Annotated in this window: 16 protein-coding genes and 3 tRNA genes; 14 read left to right on the forward strand and 5 right to left on the reverse strand. The window is 65.3% G+C overall.

Going from position 1 to position 18,704, the window contains the following annotated elements:
* The 6 genes from AC5RVB_RS13040 to amt form a co-directional block, all read left to right on the forward strand.
* Window positions 1-196, forward strand: a 196-nt coding sequence (locus AC5RVB_RS13040; RefSeq protein WP_494142889.1) for a hypothetical protein, incomplete at its 5' end; no start/stop codon positions are given.
* 116 nt (window positions 197-312) lie between these two features.
* Window positions 313-394, forward strand: a tRNA-Tyr gene (locus AC5RVB_RS13045).
* A gap of 95 nt (window positions 395-489) precedes the next feature.
* Complete coding sequence (locus tag AC5RVB_RS13050; protein ID WP_227902365.1) at window positions 490-957, forward strand: MarR family winged helix-turn-helix transcriptional regulator; 468 nt, start codon at window positions 490-492, stop codon at window positions 955-957.
* A gap of 34 nt (window positions 958-991) precedes the next feature.
* Window positions 992-1,393 carry a thioredoxin gene (gene trxA / locus AC5RVB_RS13055; protein ID WP_227902364.1) on the forward strand — a complete coding sequence of 134 codons (402 nt, stop codon included), beginning with the start codon at window positions 992-994 and terminating at the stop codon, window positions 1,391-1,393.
* 209 nt (window positions 1,394-1,602) lie between these two features.
* Complete coding sequence (fdhA, locus tag AC5RVB_RS13060; RefSeq protein WP_227902363.1) at window positions 1,603-2,823, forward strand: formaldehyde dehydrogenase, glutathione-independent; 1,221 nt, start codon at window positions 1,603-1,605, stop codon at window positions 2,821-2,823.
* A 274-nt stretch (window positions 2,824-3,097) separates the two neighbouring features.
* A complete protein-coding gene (gene amt / locus AC5RVB_RS13065; RefSeq protein WP_227928728.1) occupies window positions 3,098-4,690 on the forward strand; it encodes an ammonium transporter in 1,593 nt (530 codons plus the stop codon).
* A 1-nt stretch (window position 4,691) separates the two neighbouring features.
* Here the strand turns inward: amt and AC5RVB_RS13070 are convergent, their stop codons facing one another.
* Window positions 4,692-4,982, reverse strand: coding sequence for a putative quinol monooxygenase (locus tag AC5RVB_RS13070; RefSeq protein ID WP_227902361.1), 291 nt, complete (start codon window positions 4,980-4,982; stop codon window positions 4,692-4,694).
* Between the two features lie 117 nt (window positions 4,983-5,099).
* Here AC5RVB_RS13070 and AC5RVB_RS13075 point away from each other — a divergent pair, with 117 nt between their 5' ends.
* A complete protein-coding gene (locus AC5RVB_RS13075; protein ID WP_227902360.1) occupies window positions 5,100-6,749 on the forward strand; it encodes an AMP-binding protein in 1,650 nt (549 codons plus the stop codon).
* Between the two features lie 61 nt (window positions 6,750-6,810).
* On the opposite strand, the gene AC5RVB_RS13080 is transcribed toward AC5RVB_RS13075, so the two are convergent.
* Window positions 6,811-7,815: a DNA-3-methyladenine glycosylase family protein gene (locus AC5RVB_RS13080; protein WP_227902359.1), complete on the reverse strand. Its 1,005-nt coding sequence runs from the start codon at window positions 7,813-7,815 to the stop codon at window positions 6,811-6,813.
* A gap of 125 nt (window positions 7,816-7,940) precedes the next feature.
* Between AC5RVB_RS13080 and AC5RVB_RS13085 the strand changes: the two genes are divergently transcribed.
* A complete protein-coding gene (locus AC5RVB_RS13085; RefSeq protein WP_227902358.1) occupies window positions 7,941-9,320 on the forward strand; it encodes a cystathionine beta-synthase in 1,380 nt (459 codons plus the stop codon).
* 87 nt (window positions 9,321-9,407) lie between these two features.
* Complete coding sequence (locus AC5RVB_RS13090) at window positions 9,408-10,553, forward strand: cystathionine gamma-synthase (protein WP_227902357.1); 1,146 nt, start codon at window positions 9,408-9,410, stop codon at window positions 10,551-10,553.
* On the opposite strand, the gene AC5RVB_RS13095 is transcribed toward AC5RVB_RS13090, so the two are convergent.
* Together AC5RVB_RS13095 and AC5RVB_RS13100 are read right to left on the reverse strand one after the other, a co-directional pair.
* Entirely contained in the window at window positions 10,550-11,020 is a 471-nt protein-coding gene (locus AC5RVB_RS13095; protein WP_494142890.1) for a hypothetical protein, read from the reverse strand. The genes AC5RVB_RS13090 and AC5RVB_RS13095 overlap by 4 nt on opposite strands.
* Window positions 11,020-12,198 carry an amidohydrolase gene (locus AC5RVB_RS13100; protein ID WP_227902355.1) on the reverse strand — a complete coding sequence of 393 codons (1,179 nt, stop codon included), beginning with the start codon at window positions 12,196-12,198 and terminating at the stop codon, window positions 11,020-11,022. The genes AC5RVB_RS13095 and AC5RVB_RS13100 overlap by 1 nt, the downstream gene beginning before the upstream one ends.
* A gap of 163 nt (window positions 12,199-12,361) precedes the next feature.
* Between AC5RVB_RS13100 and AC5RVB_RS13105 the strand changes: the two genes are divergently transcribed.
* The 3 genes from AC5RVB_RS13105 to AC5RVB_RS13115 all read left to right on the forward strand — a co-directional run bounded on the left by AC5RVB_RS13105 (window position 12,362) and on the right by AC5RVB_RS13115 (window position 16,570).
* On the forward strand, window positions 12,362-13,651 hold the full coding sequence (locus tag AC5RVB_RS13105; protein ID WP_494142891.1) for a glycosyltransferase 87 family protein: 1,290 nt from the start codon (window positions 12,362-12,364) through the stop codon (window positions 13,649-13,651).
* 9 nt (window positions 13,652-13,660) lie between these two features.
* Entirely contained in the window at window positions 13,661-14,317 is a 657-nt protein-coding gene (locus tag AC5RVB_RS13110) for an MOSC domain-containing protein (RefSeq protein WP_290244299.1), read from the forward strand.
* Window positions 14,318-14,668: 351 nt separating this feature from the next.
* Window positions 14,669-16,570, forward strand: coding sequence for a DEAD/DEAH box helicase (locus AC5RVB_RS13115; RefSeq protein ID WP_269436326.1), 1,902 nt, complete (start codon window positions 14,669-14,671; stop codon window positions 16,568-16,570).
* Between the two features lie 152 nt (window positions 16,571-16,722).
* On the opposite strand, the gene AC5RVB_RS13120 is transcribed toward AC5RVB_RS13115, so the two are convergent.
* Window positions 16,723-18,117: a GAF domain-containing serine/threonine-protein kinase gene (locus tag AC5RVB_RS13120; RefSeq protein WP_494142892.1), complete on the reverse strand. Its 1,395-nt coding sequence runs from the start codon at window positions 18,115-18,117 to the stop codon at window positions 16,723-16,725.
* A 164-nt stretch (window positions 18,118-18,281) separates the two neighbouring features.
* Here AC5RVB_RS13120 and AC5RVB_RS13125 point away from each other — a divergent pair.
* Both AC5RVB_RS13125 and AC5RVB_RS13130 read left to right on the forward strand, forming a co-directional pair.
* Window positions 18,282-18,353: transfer RNA gene (locus AC5RVB_RS13125), tRNA-Thr, on the forward strand.
* Window positions 18,354-18,432: 79 nt separating this feature from the next.
* Window positions 18,433-18,506: transfer RNA gene (locus tag AC5RVB_RS13130), tRNA-Met, on the forward strand.
* Window positions 18,507-18,704 lie beyond the last annotated feature (198 nt).

Raw genomic sequence — 18,704 nt, forward strand, 5'->3', positions numbered from 1 at the left:
TAGCCCCGTGTCCGCCCCTGCGCCGTGCCCCTCGGCCCTGCCGGAGCCCGACGTCGAACGCGCCGACAGCGCTGCCGAACGGCTGGGAGGTGTTCGCACGGATCTGGCGAACGCGGTGGAATGGGGATCCGTGACGCAACTGCAGGCGGACCGCTTTTATGCCCAGGTGCAGGCCCGGATTGAGCGCGGGCTGTAGGCAGTTTTGCGGGTCTGCAGGCGGTGTGGAATCCCCGATTCGTAACTTCGGAGAATCTTCGGTAAAGTTGTCTTGCCCGCAGTTACTGCGGACAAAGTCTTCACTTGAAGACGTTCGGCAGATTACCCGAGCGGCCAAAGGGGGCTGACTGTAAATCAGCTGGCAACGCCTACGGGGGTTCGAATCCCTCATCTGCCACCGGCTAACCCGTCCTCGCCTAACCGGTGAGGGCGGGTTTTTCCGTATCCCGGGTGCTTGCGCCCGCCACCCCGAAGACATTAGGGTCCCTAAATATGAAGACCGATCCCGCACTGGATGAACTCGCTGAGGGGTTTCGCGAATCGCTCCGGCTGGCACTGTACATTGCCCGCAACATGGATGCGGATACAGACCTGAGCTCCAGTCAGATCAGCGTCCTGAGAATGGCCGCCGGTGACGGCATGCGGGTTACCGGAATAGCCCGGAACCTCGGGGTGAAGGTGCCCAGTGCCACCGAGCAGATCATCCGGCTCGAAGCCGCCGGACTGCTGCTGCGCAGTCCCGATCCCGCTGATTCCCGCGGCGTCCGGGTCACCCTGACCCCCGAAGGCGCCAAGGCGCTGGCAGAAGGAGACCGTAACCGGACCGCCCTGATGGCAGACCTGCTTCGGCAGCTGAGTCCGGAGGACCGGACCGCGCTGGCGGCTGCATTGCCGGTGATCCGCCGTCTGACGGAGCTGCCTCCGGCCCAGGGCCCGCTTCACCGGTCAGCGAACAGCTAGAGACATTGCCCTTCAGCCCCGTTAGCGTTGGAGGATGGCTACTATCGACATCACCGAAGCAACCTTCCCCGAAACCATCGAGGAAAACGACATCGTCTTCGTGGACTTCTGGGCGGATTGGTGCGGACCCTGCAAACAGTTCGCGCCGGTCTACGACTCCGTTTCGCAGCAGCACGAGGACATCACCTTCGCCAAGGTGGACACCGAGGCCGAGCAGGGGCTCGCAGCCGCCGCAGGCATCACCTCCATCCCCACGCTGATGGCGTTCCGCGAAAAGGTACTTGTCTTCTCCCAGCCCGGCGCCCTCAATGCCAGCCAGTTCAGTGAACTGGTGGACGCAGTGAAGGGCCTGGACATGAAGGCCGTGCACGAGCAGATCGCAGCGCAGGAACGCGAGGGTGCCGCAGGCTCCAACGGACAGCCCACCCAGAGCTAGCTCCCGCAGTTTTCCCCGGAAGGCAGGCACCGCACAGGGTGCCTGCCTTCCGTCGTTTAATCAGGTAGCCGCGGGCTGAGAGGGCCGCTGCCTTCCGCTACTGTCTACCGCCGCCGCCGTGCCGGTTGTAACCTCACTCGCAAGGGCGATCTGCCCGGGGGAGGAACGCCTGCATGCAGTCAACGACGACAAGAGACAGCGAGGCCGCCATGAGTTCCAATCGAGGAGTTGCCTACATCGAACCCGGTGTAGTGGAAGTGCAGGACATCGACTACCCCACCTTCGAACTACGGGACGGGCCGGGAGTGAATCCCGCCAACATCGGACGGAAGCTTCCCCACGCAGCGATCCTGAAGGTGGTCACCACCAACATCTGCGGATCGGACCAGCACATGGTGCGCGGCCGGACGACGGCGCCGCCGAACCTGATCCTGGGGCACGAAATCACCGGTGAAGTGGTGGAAACCGGACCGGATGTGGAATTCATCAACGTGGGGGACCTGGTTTCGGTCCCGTTCAACATTTCCTGCGGCCGGTGCCGCAACTGCAAGGAACGCAAAACCGGCATCTGCCTGAACGTGAACCCGGACCGGCCCGGCAGCGCCTACGGATACGTGGATATGGGCGGCTGGGTAGGCGGGCAGGCGGAGTACGCCCTGGTTCCCTATGCGGACTGGAATCTGCTGCGTTTTCCGGACAAGGACCAGGCCATGGAAAAGATCCTGGACCTGACCATGCTCTCGGACATTTTCCCCACCGGTTACCACGGAGCGGTCACGGCAGGAGTGGGCGTCGGTTCCACCGTCTACATTGCCGGCGCCGGCCCGGTGGGGCTCGCGGCCGCGGCTTCGGCCCAGCTGCTGGGCGCCGCAGCCGTGATCGTTGGTGACCTGAACCAGGAGCGGCTGGAGCAGGCCCGCAGCTTCGGCTGCGAAACGGTGGATGTGTCACTGGGGGACCCGAAGGACCAGATCGAATCGATCCTTGGCGTTCCGGAAGTGGATTGCGCAGTGGACGCCGTGGGCTTCGAAGCCCGCGGGCACGGTTCCGGTTCCAGCACCGAGGCGCCGGCCACGGTCCTGAATGCGCTGATGGACGTCACGGCGGCCGGCGGCGCGCTGGGGATTCCGGGCCTCTATGTGACAGGGGATCCGGGCGGAATCGACGAGGCGGCCCGCAAGGGATCACTGAGCCTGGACCTGGGGACGGGCTGGGCAAAGTCCCTGTCCTTCACCACCGGGCAGTGTCCGGTGATGAAATACAACCGGGAACTGATGATGGCGATCCTGCATGACCGCGTCCAGATAGCCAAGGCAGTGAACGCAACCCCCATCAGCCTGGACCAGGCACCGGAGTCCTACCGCGAGTTCGACTCGGGAGTGGCCCGAAAGTATGTGATTGATCCGAACGGCATGCTCTCCGGACACTGACGGACGGCCGCTGACGGACGCTGAGGGGCGGCCGCTGGCGGACGCTGACCGACCTGCAACGGCCGGCGGGACCACACTAAATCGGTCCTTCCGGCCGTTGTCTGCGCCTGCACTCTTCTGATGCCCATCTGCCCGGCGGTACGCTCATCTGGCCATCGGAGCCGGATTCCGCGGCCCCGGCCACCTGAATACTCACAGCTGATGAACGAGTCGGAAGCGGGGACAGCATGTGCCGTAGCAGCGGAAAGAACCGGATTATGGCGGGAGGCTCCTCATGAACGGAGCGGATACCGCCTGGGTGCTGGTCTGTGCCGGACTCGTTCTTTTTATGACACCGGGACTGGCACTTTTCTACGGCGGCATGGTGCCTGTGCGCAACGTACTGACCATGATGATGCAGAACATCATTCCGCTAGGGGTCATCTCGGTTACCTGGGTCCTGGTGGGGTACACGCTTGCCTTCAGCAACGAGGGCAACTCCGTGCTCGGCGAGTTTGACGCGTTCGCCCTCATCGGCGTCGATACGCCGCAGTTCCATACCGTGGCCACCGGCGTGACCATTCCGGCGCTCGCCTTCGTGGCGTACCAGATGATGTTCGCCATCATCACCCCTGCATTGATCACCGGCGCCACGGCGGGACGGCTGCGATTCGCCGGCTGGGTGGTGTTCCTGGCGGCCTGGTCCATCTTGGTCTATCCCCAGGTGGCCCGCTGGCTGTGGCATCCGAAGGGCTGGCTGGGCCAACTTGGTGCCCAGGACTGGGCAGGCGGCATGGTGGTCCACGCCTCAGCCGGTGCCGCCACGGTTGCGGTGCTGCTGGTGGTGGGCCGCCGCCGGGGCTGGCCCAACCTGAAAACCTCGCCGAACAACCTCCCGCTGATGCTGGTGGGCGGCGGCATTCTGTGGTTCGGCTGGTTCGGCTTCAACGCGGGGGACGGCCTGCAGGCGGACGGGATTGCCGCCCAGGCACTGATCAACACCCATATAGCCGGCGCCGCGGCCATGCTGACCTGGCTGCTGGTGGAACGCCTCACCAGCGGTCACAGCACCCTCGTGGGCGCTGTTTCCGGGGCAGTGGCCGGGCTGGCAACAATCACCCCCTGCGCCGGTTTTGTCGGCACCGGGGCGGCCCTGCTGATCGGGCTGATCGCCGGGTGTGTGTGCGTGCTGGCCGTACGGCTCAAGCAGGTTTTCCGTTACGACGACGCCCTGGACGTGATTGCCGTGCACTTTGTGGGCGGCGTCCTCGGCTCGTTCCTTCTGGGGTTTTTCGCGGACAGCACGGTGAACCCGGTCAGCGCTGACGGCGTATTCTCCGGCGGCGGCGGATCGCTGCTGTGGCACCAGGTGGTTGCCATTGTCTGCGTTGTGCTGTTCTCGTTCGTGCTGAGCTGGATCATCGCGGCCATCATCTCCCGCACTATGGGGCTGCGCGAGCCGGGGCCGGAGCAGGAGGACCTGGACCACGTCCAGCAGGGCGCCTCGGCCTACTCGCTCAACGGCATCACCTCACGGCCCACCGCGGCGGGCAGGGCAGCAAGCGGAGGTAGCTCCGACGAGGCGCGGAAGCATCCCCGGCCCAACCATTTGGTCAGTGCCGTGGTTAATACCGAACGCCTCGACGGGCTCCGTGACGCACTGCTGATGGCAGGAGCGCGTTCCCTGGAGCTGGCGGAGGCGTCCGTATACACCGGCAAAATCCGCACCGAAGCCTTCCGCAGCGAAAAGCGGCGGATGGACTTCGATGACTGGCTGCGCGTGCAGGTAGCCGTGGATGACGACCACGAGGAGGCCGTCGTCGCGGTGCTCAAGCGCTTCGGCGCAGAACCCGACTCGATCTACCGCGTGGCCATCACGCCGTACTGAGTCAGCGGACCTGCTCCACCTTCAACGGTTCGGCGAGCAGGGCGCTCAGCGATTCCTGCAGGTCCTGGAAGGCAGGACCGCGGGCATGGCGGTCCAGGTCCTCTTTGGAGGCCCACCGTTCGGCAAGGACTATCTCCTGCTCTGAATCCTCGACAACTTCGTAGCGCAGGCAGCCGGGCTCGGCGAGCACCTGTTCCACGGCAATGTCCAGGGCAAGCCGGACCCGGGTGCGCTCGCCGGGGTTCGGGACCAGGGTGGCACGGAGTTCAATGGGGTTGGTGGCATCAGTCATGTCCCTACCTTAGGACCCCGCCTGCTGCCGTGCGGCTGCCCCCACGCCGTCTCTTCGCAGGAAGCGGAACTCTTGGTAGCGTGACGGCACTACGTTCCGCAGCCGAAGGAGTCTGCCTTGCCCTCATATGCCGCTTCCGCTTCCGATACCCCGCTGTTGGACGAGACCATCGGTGCCAACCTGGAACGCACCGCGCAGCGCTTTCCGCAGGCCACTGCCGTGATCGACGTCCCCACCGGCCGGACGTGGACGTATGCCGAATTCAACGCGGAGGTCAATGCAGTAGCCGCGGGGCTGCTGGCGCGGGGGATCGGGGCGGGGGACCGGGTGGGCATCTGGTCACCGAACTGTGCCGAATGGACCGTGGCGCAATACGCCACCGCCAAGGCCGGGGCAATCCTGGTGAACGTGAATCCGGCATACCGGCAAAGCGAGCTGGACTTTGTGGTGCGGCAGAGCGGGATGCGTATGCTGCTCACCGCCCCGAGCGAGAAGCGCAGCGACTATGCGGCCATGGCGCAGACCGCGCTTGAAAGCGGCGGGTCCCTGACCGCACTTGTGCACCTGGCCGGTGATGGGGCCGGGAGCTTCAACGCCCTGGCGCGCGCGGGGAGGGCCGCCGGAGCGGCAGGGGAGGCCGCCGTGGCCGAACGGATGGCCGGGCTCCGGCCCGGGGACCCCATCAACATCCAGTACACCTCCGGGACCACTGGATTCCCCAAAGGTGCCACCCTGACGCACGCAAACATCCTGAACAACGGATACTTCATCGGCGAACTATTGGACTACACGGAAGCGGACCGGGTGGTCCTGCCGGTGCCCTTCTATCACTGTTTCGGCATGGTGATCGGGAATCTGGCAGCCCTCTCGCACGGAGCGGCCACCGTGATTCCCTCCCGCACGTTCGACGCCGGCGCTGCCCTTGCCGCGGTCCAGGCGCACGGAGGCACCTCCCTGTACGGGGTGCCGACGATGTTCATTGCCGAGCTGGGCCTGCCGGACTTCGACCGGTATGACCTCTCCACGCTGCGCACCGGCGTGATGGCGGGCTCGCCCTGCCCGGAGGAGATCATGAAGCGCGTCATTGCGGAAATGAACATGAACGAAGTGGCCATTTGCTACGGGATGACTGAAACCTCCCCGGTTTCGACGATGACACGGGGCGGGGATTCACTGGCCCGCCGCACCCGGACAGTGGGGCGTACCATGCCGCATCTGGAAAGCCAGGTGGTGGACCCGGGGACCGGGGAACAGGTTCCGTTCGGAGCGATCGGTGAACTGTGCACCCGCGGCTACAGCGTGATGACCGGGTACTGGAACCAGCCCGACGCCACGGCTGAGGCCATTGACGCCGACGGCTGGATGCACACGGGCGATCTGGCCCGGATGGATGAGGAAGGCTATGTCAGCATCGAGGGCCGGATCAAGGACATGGTGATCCGCGGTGGAGAAAACATCTATCCGCGCGAGATCGAGGAGTTCCTCTATACCCATCCGGACATCCAGGACGTGCAGGTCATCGGCATTCCGGATGAGCGCTACGGCGAGGAACTCATGGCCTGCATCATCCCCGTTCCGGGCGCACCGGCACCGGACACCGCCTCTATTGCGGAGTTCTGCAGCGGAGCGCTGGCGCACTACAAGATTCCCAAATACGTGCAGATCCGGGGCAGTTTCCCAATGACGGTGTCAGGGAAAATCCGGAAGGTCGCCATGCGGGAGGAAGCCGTCGGCAGGCTGGCCGGCACCGGGCCGGCAATGCCCTAGCGAGCGGGCTCTCCTGTCGCACCCGGCAGTGTCCCGGCCGGGGTGGGTGCACGAACCGGACTTAGCGGCGGCGGTGGTCCATCGGCGCCAGCTTCGGCCCGTAAACGGGCTTGCGGTACCCGCTGAGCATGATCATCCGTACTACCCGCTGACGGTGCCCGCGCCAGGGTTCAAGCAGTTTCAGCATGCCTGCGTCATCGGTTCGGCGGCCGGTCAGGGCGGCTCCCACATAGGCGGCGAGATGATAATCGCCCACGGATACCGAGTCCGGTGCGCCGTGCGTGCGCTGGGTGATTTCCGCAGCACTCCAGGCTCCGATGCCGGGGACCGAGCAGAGTTTCGAGGTCAGGTTCTCCCCAAGCGGGACACCCGCCAGGCGCTCCAGACCGGATGCCAGTGAGCAGGCCCGGAGGATGGTGGTGGAACGGGAATGGTCAACGCGGGCCTTGTGCCAGTCCCAGCTCGGGATCCGCCGCCACGTCTGCGGCGCCGGTGCCGCCTTCATGCCGGCGGGCGCCGGTCCCGGGGCGTCCGTTCCGTAACGGGTCACCAGATAGCGCCACGCGTAGTACGCCTCCAGCACCGTGACCTTCTGCTCCAGGACCACGGGAATCAGGGAATCCATGATGCGGCCCGTGCTGGGCAGGCGGAGCGAGAGGTTCCGCCGGCGGGTTTCGCGCACCATGCGCGGCAGGCCGGCACGGAAATCCTCGTCGTCGAAGCCGGACCAGTCATCCTTTTCACCCAGCAGGTCAGGCACCGACGCGAGCGCGCAGCGTGCGCCGGGACCCCATGCCCGGGCCTGTATCCGGGCACCGGGAGCGGGCACGGGCTCTTCCCGCAGATTCAGAGTTGCCGGGCCCTCGGGAGTAAGGAAGGCCAGCCACGCAACGCCGTCACCGAGCCGGATGGTGGGATCCTGTTTGCCGCGGACCAGGATGCGCAGCGAGGTCTGCAGGCAGTACGGTGCCGGTGACTCCCAATAAGCAGCCGCGGCGCCGGACGGGCCCGAAGGCAGCGGCCGGAGTGCAGCCGGCACCACGGGAACAGCTGCGGTGAAGGACATGCACCTATGGTTGCACGCGCGGCCCCCGGTCCGGGCCTCCCGGAGGGCCGGACCGGGTGTGGGATTTGCTACGCTGCGTTCCGCCCCGGCTGTCCTGATTCGGGATAAGAAGTAACGTGGGGCACATGAAGTATGCGAACACCGTCCTGGACCTGATCGGCAACACGCCCCTGGTGAAGCTGCACAACGTAACCGAGGGAATCAGCGCCACGGTCCTGGTGAAACTCGAGTACCTGAACCCGGGCGGCTCCGTGAAGGACCGCATTGCCGTAAAGATGATTGATACGGCGGAACGCGAAGGCAAGCTGAAGCCCGGCGGCACGGTAGTGGAGCCCACCAGCGGCAACACCGGCGTCGGCCTGGCCCTGGTGGCCCAGCAGAAGGGCTACAAATGCATCTTCGTCACCCCGGACAAGGTGGGCGTGGAAAAGCGTGACGTGCTGCGGGCCTACGGCGCCGAAGTAGTGGTCACCCCCACCGCGGTTGCTCCGGACAGCCCGGATTCCTACTACGGTGTTTCGGACCGGCTGGTACGGGAGATTGACGGTGCCTATAAACCGGACCAGTTCTCCAACCCGTCCGCGCCCGCAAGCCACTACGAATCCACCGGGCCCGAGATCTGGGCGGATACGGAAGGCCGGGTCACGCACTTTGTGGCCGGTGCAGGTACCGGTGGCACAGTCACGGGCACCGGGCGCTACCTTAAGGAAATCTCTGCGGACCGTGCCTCCGGGCCGGTGCGCGTGATTGCCGCTGATCCGGACGGCTCCGTCTATTCCGGCGGCACCGGACGCCCCTACTTTGTGGAGGGCGTCGGCGAGGACATGTGGCCGGACAACTATGATCCGTCCGTCCCCGATCAGGTGGTTGCCGTGAAGGACGCGGACTCCTTCACCATGACCAGGCGCCTGGCACGGGAGGAAGGTCTCCTGGTAGGCGGTTCCTCCGGCATGGCTGTGGTGGCCGCGCTGGAGGTGGCCCGCGGCCTGGGGCCGGACGACGTCGTGGTGGTCCTGCTGCCGGACAGCGGCCGGGGCTACATGGGCAAGATCTTCAATGACGACTGGATGCGCTCCTACGGGTTCCTGCAGGACGGCGACGGACAGGCCTGCGTCCGGGACGTCCTGGCCACCAAGGATGGTTCGCTGCCTGACCTGGTGCACACCCACCCCAATGAAACGGTGCGGGATGTCATTGCCATCCTTAATGAATACGGCGTCTCCTATCTGCCCGTCCTTTCCCAGGAGCCGCCCGTCGTCCTCGGCGAAGTCCTGGGCTCGGTGGATGAGCGCTCGCTGACGGAGAAGCTCTTCCGCGGCGAGGCCAAGCCCACTGACCGGATCACCGAACATATGGGTCCCCGGCCCGCCCTCATAGGCGCCGGTGACTCCGTGGAGGCAGCCCGGGCGAAACTGCAGGACGACGACGCCGTGATGGTTACGTCCGATGGCGCTGCCGTTGGCATGCTCACCCGGCACGACCTACTTTCGTACCTAAGCCTTTAACCGGGCACAGCCGCTACGTTCCGGCGTGCCGGAAGGCTGCGCCTACGCACCGACCGCCGGCCGCGCCGCCGGCTCCAAGGAGTAACCATGACGAGCTTCAGCACCCGCGCCATCCATGCGGGGCAGGCACCCGATCCCACCACCGGCGCAGTGATTCCGCCGCTCTACCAGAGCACCACCTATGCCCAGGACGGAATCGGCGGACTGCGCAACGGCTATGAATACGGCCGCGGCACCAACCCCACCCGTGACTCCCTGCAGGAGCAGCTCGCTGCCCTGGAGGGCGGCAGGCATGCCTTCTCGTTCAGCTCCGGGCTCGCTGCGGAGGACGCCCTGATCCGGGGCCTGCTGGCACCGGGGGACCACATTGTGCTGGGCAATGACGCCTATGGCGGCACCTACCGCCTGATCAACAAGGTGCTGGGCGCGTGGGGGATCACCAATGCCGCCGTGGACATGTCGGATGCGCAGGCCGTGGCCTCGGCCATCGCGGCATCGAACACCAAGCTGGTCTGGCTGGAAACACCATCGAACCCGATGATGAAAATCTCCGACATCGCCGCCACTGCCCGGGCGGCGCATGATGCCGGCGCGCTGCTCGTCGTCGACAACACCTTCGCGTCCCCCTACCTGCAGCAGCCGCTGTCGCTCGGCGCGGACATTGTGGTGCACTCCACCACCAAATACATCGGCGGGCACTCAGATGCCGTGGGCGGCGCGGTGATCCTGAACGACGATGCCATGGCGGAAAAGATCGGCTTCATCCAGTTCGCCGTCGGCGCGGTGTCCGCCCCGATGGAGGCCTGGCTGACCACACGCGGGCTGAAGACCCTTGCGGTGCGGATGGACCGGCACTCTTCCAACGCCATGGCCGTGGCCCGCTGGCTGCGCGACCAGCCGGCGGTGGAGAACGTGCTGTATCCGGGGCTGGAGGATCACCCGGGACACGAACTGGCCAAGGCACAGATGAAGGATTTCGGCGGCATGGTGTCCGTGTCCTTCAAGGGTGGCGAAGCCGCGGCGCGCAAGGTGGCAGAGTCCACGCGGCTGTTCCTGCTGGCTGAATCCCTGGGCGGCGTGGAGTCGCTGATGAACTACCCCTCGGAAATGACGCATGCCTCGGTCAAGGGGACGGACCTGGCCGTTCCGGAGAACCTGCTGCGCCTTTCCGTGGGCATTGAGGACATCGAAGACCTCATCGCGGACCTGGACTCCGCGCTGGGGCAGCTCTAGCGCTTGCCCCCGCCGGGGGGAAGGGCCCGGCGGGGAATGCGCGTCCCGGCCGGACGCTTCCTGGGATCACGCTGCTGAAAGAAGCGGTTGCTCGCCGGCATCCACAGCAGTGCCGCGGAAGCCAGGAGTATCACTCCCACGGCAATCAGTGCCGGCCCGCGGAACAGCAGCGGGAACCCGGCGATCAGGGCGATGGACGTCAGTGTTTCCCGTGCACTCCGCTTACCCGCCCGCAGCCGCAAAACGCTGTACACGCTGACTGCGGACAGGACCAGGACCAGCGCGCCGAGCAGGATCAGTGCGGTGCTGTCCTGGTGCTGGGTGCGGGCGGACACGATAAACGAGATGCCGGCAGTGCCCAGCAGGGCGGCGGCAACCAGCCACGTAGCGGCAGCGATCCGCAGGATCGGGGGCGGGGGAGTGCGCACGGGGGTCCCGGAGGCCGGAGAGGTGTTGCCTGTACGCATCAGCGGGGCGCCACCATCTGCTCGCGGGCGTCCTCGTCATAGCGGTAGACCTCCCGGCCGCCGATCCATACCTTCAAGGCGCGCTGCATGACGTCGAGGGGATCTCCGCTCCACAGCACCAGATCGGCATCCTTGCCCTGTTCCAGTGAACCGAGTCGGTCCGCGAGGCCGAGTACCCGGGCCGGATTAATGGTGACCGCCCGCAACGCATCATCCCGGTCCAGGCCTTCCTTCACTGCCAGGGCAGCCTGATAGATCAGGAAGTTGATCGGTACCACCGGATGGTCGGTAATGATGGAAATCTCCACCCCGGCAGCTGCCAGCCTGCCGGGATTGGCCATGCTGCGGCCGCGCAGCTCCACCTTGGAGCGGGTGGTGAACAGCGGACCGATCAGCACCGGAATGCCGCGCGCGGCCAGGATGTCAGCGAGCAGATGCGCCTCGGTTCCGTGGTCCAGCACCAGGTCATAACCGAACTCGTCCGCGAGCCGCAGCGCCGTAGCGATGTCATCGGCACGGTGGGCGTGCTGCCGCCACGGGATTTCGCGTCGGAGCACCATGGCCAGCGCTTCCAAATGCGGGTCCCGGGTGTCGGGGTCCGCCTTGGCAACATAATTCTGCGCATCCATAAACGCCTGCCGGATCACCAGGGCAGTACCCAGCCGGGTGGACGGTGTCTGCTTCTTTTCGCTGTAGATGCGTTTGGGGTTCTCGCCCAGAGCGGATTTCAGTCCGCTGGGTGCCCGCAGAATCATTTCCTCCAGATAGCGGCCGTGCGTATGCAGGGCCACGGCCTGCCCGCCGATCGGGTTGCCGGAGCCGGGATTGATATTGGCTGTGGTCACCCCGCCGGCAAGGGCGTCGTCGAATCCCGTGTCGAAGGGATTCACGGCGTCCAGCGCTCGCACACCTGCCATCACCGGGTCCGTCATCTCATTGGAATCGTTTCCGGCCCAGCCTTCCCCTTCTTCATGGACGCCAAGGTGGGTGTGGGCATCCACGAGGCCCGGCAGCAGCCACTTCCCGCCGGCGTCGATCACTTCCGCATCTGCCGGCACCGCCACGTCCGGACCAAGGTCCCTGATGCGCCCGTCCTCGATCAGCAGCGTGCCCTCGAAGGGCGGATGGGTGACGGGAACCACATGGGCATTGGTGAGGGCCAAAAGCGCGGGGGACATGGCGTACCTTTCGCTGCATTGTTCGTCTTCGGCCAGCCTATCGCCTGCCCACGCGGGGAGCGGTCCGGGACAGCCGGCCGGTAGACTAAGGCCACATCAAGATCGCACAAATACACGCTGTGTGGCGCCACATGCGCGGCCTGCGGTGCTAACAGGGAGAACAATGGGCCAGATCCACCGATCCGCCATCGTGCGGACCGCTGCGACCCTGGGAGCGCTTGCGGTTGCCGGGCTGCTCGTATGGACAGCTTTTGATTTATCGCCGCGCCACGGGCTGGATTTCCGCGTGTACCTTTCCGGCGGGCAGAGCATTCTGGACGCCACCGGGGAGCTGTACACCAAGTCGGTCCAGTACGACGCCGACAGCAGCCTGCTTTTTACCTATCCGCCCTTTGCCGCGCTGGTTTTTGCCGTGCTTGCCCCTTTCGGCCAGAGCCTGGGCATCAACATTTTCACGGGCATCTCCCTGGCCATTGCCGCTGCCACATCGGTCTGGGCTGTTCGGTATGTCTTCCGCCGTGAGAGTGTCCGGGACGTGCTGCGCCAGCCCTGGCTTCGCGCCCTGGCCATCGCCGGAACCGGATTCATCATTGTGCTGGGCCCCTGGCGCGAGACGCTGGCTTTCGGGCAGATCAATATCCTGCTCTTTGGCCTGATCATGGCGGACTTTGTGAACAAGCGGGAAGGCTGGCCAACCGGACTGCTGACCGGGGTTGCGGCCGGCCTGAAGCTGACGCCGCTGGTGTTCGGACTGTATTTCCTGGTACGGGGGGACTGGCGCGGGCTGCGCAACATGGCCTACGGCTTCCTGGCGACCTTTGGCCTGGGGTTCCTTATCCTTCCCCGCGAGTCGCGGACCTACTGGACGGATCTGCTGCCGGATACCTCCCGCATCGGCGGCGCGGGGTACGTGGACAACCTCTCCATCAAGGGTGCCATTCTTCATTTCGGCGGCCCCGACTTTCCGGTTGATATCCCCTGGCTCATCCTGTCGCTGCTGTGTGTGGCGGCCGCCGCCGTGGTCATCCGCATTGCCGGAAACCGCGGGCAGACCTTCACCGCCCTTGCCGTCACTGCGCTGCTGATGCTGCTGATCTCGCCCGTTTCCTGGTCCCACCACTGGGTGTGGGTGGCACTCTTCATTCCCGTCCTGGCCCGGAACCTGCTGGATCTGGGCAGCGGACAGCGGAATCTGAAGATCACCGGCCAGGTCCTGCTGGTGTCCTCGCTGGTCATTTTCATTTATTCGCCCAAGAGCATCGGTGAACTGTTCAATTCACCGAACCTGGACTCACAGATCCCTGAACCGTGGCTGATGGCATCCAGCATTGGTGTCTTTTGGGGGATGGGGCTGCTGGCCTGGTGGCTCGCTGCCTGCTGGCGGAGCCGGCCGCGGAACTGGTGGCGCAACACCCCGTCGGGGCTGATGCGGACAACCGAACCGCAGTCCTAGACTGCTGGCATGAGAACCGGTTCGCTGCTGGCAGTGTGCCTTGTGCACGGACTGCTGCCTACCAAGGACGCCACCGGCGTCACCGCCATCGACAAGCGTCCGGTGGCCGGAGCCGTGCAGGTGCATCCGCTGGGGCTGACCGGGGATCTGCAAGCCAGCCGCAGGCATCACGGCGGGGAGTCCAAAGCGGTTTATGCCTATTCCCAGGCCGATGCCGACTTCTGGGCGAGGGAACTGGGCCGGGACATTCCGCCCGGTCTCTTCGGGGAGAACCTGCGCCTGGCCGGCATTGATGCCACCGAGGCGCTGATCGGGGAACGCTGGCGGATCGGGACTGACGTTGAGGTGGAAGTGACCTGCCCGCGCACCCCCTGCCGCAATTTCCAACGCCGTATGGGTGTGCCCAACTGGACGCGCCGTTTCGCAGAGGAAGGCCGGGTGGGAGCCTACCTTCGGGTCCGCCGCCGCGGCAGCATCTCCGCCGGTGATCCGGTGGAGGTCCTGAGCCGGCCCGCCCACGGGGTCCGCATCCTGGACGTTTTCCACGGACCGGACCAGGACCAGGCCGCTGCACTGCAGGCGTCCGCCAAAGCAGGGGAGATCACCCTTTCCCCGGAAATCCGCAAAGTCCTGCGCACCCTGTCCGCGAGGGCGGCAGCCGTCTGAGGCCCGTGAACCGGCCGCTGTGCCCAAGCTCACCGCCCCCGAATGGCCACCTGTCGCCCCGATGCCGTACAGTGGAACGCATCCCCCACTCCGGTATTCCCTTATTTTCCTACGGGTCATCGAATAATCGCTGAAACCGTACGGTACGTTGTGTTGGGGCCTGCATCCTATGCGGGCAGATTCATCTTTTGGGGAGCGCCGGCAAAGAAATCGTCACACCGGTCGTAGGCACAATCCAGTGAAATCGGCCCACAGCTGTGACGGAAAGTCCTGCCTGGGATTGCAACAGCGCCGGACTTACGTCCCGCAGCCGCATGGTTGCCCGGTCCCCGATTGAATGAGGATTACCTCTTGTCTGAAGCCACGCTGGAAAACACCCAAAACGCCGAGAGCACCGCTGTCGCCCCCGAAGCCGAAGAGAACACCGTTCTGTTCAGCGACTTCGGACTGGACGAGCGCGTCCTGGCAGCCCTGAAGGATGTCGGCTACGTCAAGCCGTCCCCCATCCAGGCAGCTACCCTTCCCCTGCTGCTCGAAGGCCGCGACGTCGTGGGCCTGGCACAGACCGGTACCGGCAAGACCGCCGCCTTCGCGGTTCCCGCACTGTCCCTGCTGGCCGGCCGGCCGGCGACCAAGGACACCCAGGTCCTGGTGCTCGCACCGACCCGTGAGCTTGCCCTGCAGTCCGCGGAAGCCTTCACTTCCTACGCCACGCACATGGACGGCATCACCGTGCTGCCTGTTTACGGCGGTTCCGCCTACGGCCCCCAGCTCGCCGGCCTGCGCCGCGGCGCCCAGGTTGTAGTGGGTACCCCCGGCCGCGTGATCGACCACATTGCCAAGGGTTCCCTTGACCTGTCCAACCTCGAGTACCTGGTGCTGGACGAGGCCGACGAGATGCTGCGCATGGGCTTCGCCGAAGACGTGGAGCAGATCCTGTCCTCCACTCCGGCCGAGAAGCAGGTTGCCCTCTTCTCCGCCACCATGCCCCCGGCCATCCGCAAGATTGCCAAGAAGTACCTGAACAACGCTGCGGAAATCACGGTCAAGTCCAAGACCACCACCGGTGCCAACACGCGTCAGCGCTACGTGCAGGTCATGGGCCCGCACAAGCTCGATGCCATGACCCGCATCCTGGAGACCGAAGACTTTGACGGTGTCATTGCATTCGTCCGGACCAAGGCTGCCACCGAGGACCTGGCCGACAAGCTGAAGGACCGCGGCTACAGCGCCGCCGCCATCAACGGCGACATCCCGCAGCAGCAGCGCGAACGTACGGTCGAGGCACTGCGTGACGGCAAGATCGACATCCTGGTTGCCACGGATGTTGCCGCCCGCGGCCTCGACGTGGAGCGCATCAGCCACGTCGTCAACTACGACATCCCGCATGACACCGAGTCCTACGTGCACCGCATCGGCCGTACCGGCCGCGCCGGCCGCACCGGCGACGCGATCCTGTTCATGACCCCGCGCGAGAAGTACCTGCTGCGCGCCATTGAAAAGGCCACCCGCCAGCCGGTAGAGCACATGCAGCTGCCCAGCGTTGACGTGGTCAACGAGAAGCGCCTGGCCAAGTTCTCCGAGAAGATCACCGAAACCCTCGCCTCCGAGGACGTTTCCATCTTCAGCGACCTGGTCACCAAGTACATCGCCGAGCACGATGTTCCCGCGGAAAAGGTTGCCGCAGCCCTGGCCGTTATGGCCCAGGGCGGGCGTCCGCTGCTGCTGCAGGAAATCCCGCAGGCTCCGGCCCGCCAGCGCGAACGGTCCGAAGGCCGGGGCGACGGCTTCGGCTCACGCGGCCCGACGCGCCCGCTGACCGAAGGCAACGCCACTTACCGGATCGCCGTCGGACGCCGCCAGCGTGTGCTGCCCGGCTCGATCGTGGGTGCCATCGCCAATGAGGGCGGCCTGTCCTCGGCCCAGATCGGCGGCATTGATATCCGTGCCGACCACACCCTGGTGGAACTGCCCGCGGACCTGTCCAAGGACCAGCTGCGTGCCCTGTCCCGCACCCGGATCGGCGGCGAGCTGATCCACTTGGAACTGGACAAGGGACGCAAGCCCTCGCGTGAACGCGAAGGTGGAAGCTTCAACGACCGTGCCGACCGCGGGTTCAAGAAGGACTTCAAGAAGCGCGACGGCGAGCGGTCCTTCGGTGACCGCGGCAGCGACCGCCCGTACAAGAAGCGTGAAGGCGGATTCCGCGACAGCGCCGGTACCGGTGCCCGCAAGCCCCGTTTCCGCGACTAGGAAACACCCGGCGCCGGGACTCCGGCGCCGGTCCGGGCAGTAGTCCGGACAAACAAGGAAGGGCGCCTCCCGCTTCGGGAGGCGCCCTTCCTGCGTATCTGCTTCCGTGCGGGGTACGGCCGGTGCCCGCTGCATGGCTACCCGTTGTACGGCTAGCCGGCTGCGGGCTCCACGGGGTGGACCGCCCGGCGGCTCTCGAGTCGCAGTTCCAGATCATTCATGACAATGGCCGCCAGGTCCGCGAGCGTACCGGCCTCCTCGGGGGAGAACCGGCGGGGTTCGGTGTCCAGGATGCAGAACGTGCCCAGGTTGTACCCGTCACTGGTTTCCAGCGGTACGCCAGCGTAAAACTGCAGGCCGAACTCGCCGGCAACCAGGGGGTTGGACAGGGTCCGGGGATCCTGCCGGGCATCGCCGACCACATAAACACCGTCCTGGAGGATCGCGGAGGCACACAGCCCCGGGTCCCTGCCGATTTCGGTGACCTCCGTGCCGTGGTGGGACTTGAACCAGATCCGGTCCGTGTCCACCACACTGACAATCGCCACCGGAACGTTGAATATCCTGGCGGCCAACGCGGTGACCCGGTCGAAGGCGCCATCCGGGGGAGTATCCAGCAGCTCGTAGCGGCGGACCGCGTCCATCCGCTGCGCCTCGTTGGCCGGCAGCAGCTCCGGGGCAACACGGTGCCGTCCCCGCGCGGCGATGATCATGTCATACAGGACCTGGGAGACGTCGTGGGCGCTGGGCCGCTGTGTGGCGTCCTGCGCGGTCATGGCACGCAGCAGGCCCTCCCAGTCGCCCCCGAGATCGGCGGGGATCTCCGGGTCGCGCAGAAGCCGTGCCAGGGCACTTTCCAGGGCCGGTCCGGGGAAGGCCTGCTTTCCAGTCAGACACTGGAGCAGGACGAGGCCCAGCGAATACACGTCACTGGCAGGGACAGCTTCCTCGCCGCGGGCCTGCTCGGGGCTCATGAACCCGGCTGTGCCGGAGAAGGTTCCGTGTTGGGGCTGCGGCTCGTTTGCCACCAGGGCAACTCCGAAGTCGGTGAGCTTGGCACGGATCCGGGCATCGTCGCTGCCGTAATCGAACAGCATGACGTTCGCTGGCTTTACATCCCGGTGCACCACGTTGTTGCCGTGGATGTAGCCCAGGCCCAGTGCCAGGTCATAGCCGATCAGTGCTGCTTGGCGGCGCGGAAGGGGACCCTGCCGAAGCCGGTCCCGCAGATCCAGGCCCTGGACGAGTTCCATGACCAGATAGATCAGCGGGTGGCGGGGGTCCGCGGTGTCGGAGCCTGCATCCAGCAGGGTTACAAGGCTGTGGTGGTTCAGGCGCGCCAGGATTTTGGCCTCGGCATCGCTGCGCCGCAGATCCAATTCGCTGGTTGCCTTGGGGCGGATGATCTTTACCGCTACGTCGCGGCCAAGGAATTCGTCCCGGGCGCGGTGGACGGTGCCCATGGCACCGGCCCCGATCTGGTTCAGGAGTCGGTATCTTCCGCCCAGGAAGAGGCCCTTTGAACCGTGGTTCGGCACTGTGTTCACGTGCCCTCGCTTTCTCGTAGCATAAGCATACTTAGAAAACGGACCTGCAGTTTACCTCCAAGAGGCTTGAAATGGTGGTGCAGCAGCCTCCGAAGTGGCTCTTGTCACGTTGGTCGTTTTCGATTTCTTCTTCCAGAAAAGTGCTGGTAGAGTTTTATGTCGTTGCCCCGATAGCTCAGTGGTAGAGCGCCATCTTGGTAAGATGGAGGTCCCGGGATCGATTCCCGGTCGGGGCTCTCAATGGGAGGGCCCGCGTTGCTAAGGCTGTTTGTTTTGCAGAGGCCATTTTAGATGACGCGGGCTTCACTCATTTATGGCGGTGTAGCTCAGTTGGTTAGAGCGCACGACTCATAATCGTGAGGTCGGGAGATCGAGCCTCCCCACCGCTACACATCAGGGCAGGCATGGAAGTTGTAACTTCCATGCCTGCCCTTTTTGTTTGCCCGGATTACGCCTGCTTCCTGCGGTGCGGGTGGCCCGTGCCCTGTAGCACCACCACCGTGCTCACATCTCAATACATTGGAAACATCCGAAACATTGGAAACAATGGATCACAGGGCCGGGCCCGTCCAGATCAATCGCCACCC

This window comes from Arthrobacter sp. Y3225209 (genome assembly GCF_059090685.1).

Excerpts from the sequence above, each read along its gene's own strand:
- AC5RVB_RS13100 (WP_227902355.1), bottom strand. The coding sequence starts at position 12,198 with ATGTCCCCCGCGCTTTTGGCCCTCACCAATGCCCATGTGGTTCCCGTC.
- AC5RVB_RS13050 (WP_227902365.1), top strand. The coding sequence starts at position 490 with ATGAAGACCGATCCCGCACTGGATGAACTCGCTGAGGGGTTTCGCGAA.
- AC5RVB_RS13080 (WP_227902359.1), bottom strand. The coding sequence starts at position 7,815 with ATGTCCTTCACCGCAGCTGTTCCCGTGGTGCCGGCTGCACTCCGGCCG.
- AC5RVB_RS13110 (WP_290244299.1), top strand. The coding sequence starts at position 13,661 with ATGAGAACCGGTTCGCTGCTGGCAGTGTGCCTTGTGCACGGACTGCTG.
- fdhA (WP_227902363.1), top strand. The coding sequence starts at position 1,603 with ATGAGTTCCAATCGAGGAGTTGCCTACATCGAACCCGGTGTAGTGGAA.
- amt (WP_227928728.1), top strand. The coding sequence starts at position 3,098 with ATGAACGGAGCGGATACCGCCTGGGTGCTGGTCTGTGCCGGACTCGTT.
- AC5RVB_RS13085 (WP_227902358.1), top strand. The coding sequence starts at position 7,941 with ATGAAGTATGCGAACACCGTCCTGGACCTGATCGGCAACACGCCCCTG.
- AC5RVB_RS13105 (WP_494142891.1), top strand. The coding sequence starts at position 12,362 with ATGGGCCAGATCCACCGATCCGCCATCGTGCGGACCGCTGCGACCCTG.
- AC5RVB_RS13095 (WP_494142890.1), bottom strand. The coding sequence starts at position 11,020 with ATGCGTACAGGCAACACCTCTCCGGCCTCCGGGACCCCCGTGCGCACT.
- trxA (WP_227902364.1), top strand. The coding sequence starts at position 992 with ATGGCTACTATCGACATCACCGAAGCAACCTTCCCCGAAACCATCGAG.
- AC5RVB_RS13090 (WP_227902357.1), top strand. The coding sequence starts at position 9,408 with ATGACGAGCTTCAGCACCCGCGCCATCCATGCGGGGCAGGCACCCGAT.
- AC5RVB_RS13070 (WP_227902361.1), bottom strand. The coding sequence starts at position 4,982 with ATGACTGATGCCACCAACCCCATTGAACTCCGTGCCACCCTGGTCCCG.